The organism is Xenorhabdus entomophaga (assembly GCF_037996725.1).
Lineage (GTDB): Bacteria > Pseudomonadota > Gammaproteobacteria > Enterobacterales > Enterobacteriaceae > Xenorhabdus > Xenorhabdus khoisanae.
Window position 1 is genome coordinate 1 of record NZ_JBBMXH010000321.1, and the last position, 530, is coordinate 530.

The following is a 530-nucleotide window of genomic DNA, read 5'->3' on the forward strand; positions in this document are numbered from 1 at the left end:
GTACGCGGTACTGCCGCCTGCGTGTGCAGGTCATCCCCACCGGCAAAAAGCCAGCCTCGATATCGTCAAGTTCTCCTTTTTCAATCTAAAAATGCAGTGTCAGATTCACTGTGTGGTGAAGCAGGCGTGAGCCTGTCAGGGTTGCATGGTTCTTTGGCTGCGGCGTCACTTTCAGCGGTAAACCGACAAAAAGTGACGCCTTAAGATCCGTAACCGGTCAGCAAAAGTAGTACAGCGTTGAATTGTCAACAACAGGTGCGGAAAAATGCTGCAAGGTTCAGTGTCAAACGGGAACCATGCGTTAATTGTTTGGGCGTGGAAAAATTGTTTGCTGAGTATTTCAAACAGAGACAGTGAGAAATATGAACAGGACGGACGGAAACCATCCTGTTGTTCATTGAAGATAAATGAAAATAGGGTTTATGTTGCTTTGAAAAGTCAGTGTATGAATCCACGTTCAATACACTTCGGTGGCAATATAAAAACACCTTTTGGGCGTACTTTTAGTTTAAGAGACCTTCATTGCCAGA

At 45.1% G+C, this 530-nt stretch carries 2 protein-coding genes; both read left to right on the forward strand.

Translation table 11 applies throughout. The features are described from left to right. The coding region (locus AAC854_RS22980; protein WP_340619112.1) for a hypothetical protein at window positions 1–204 on the forward strand (204 nt) is incomplete at its 5' end. A 61-nt stretch (window positions 205–265) separates the two neighbouring features. Continuing rightward, window positions 266–530, forward strand: a 265-nt coding sequence (locus AAC854_RS22985; protein ID WP_340619113.1) for a hypothetical protein, incomplete at its 3' end; no start/stop codon positions are given.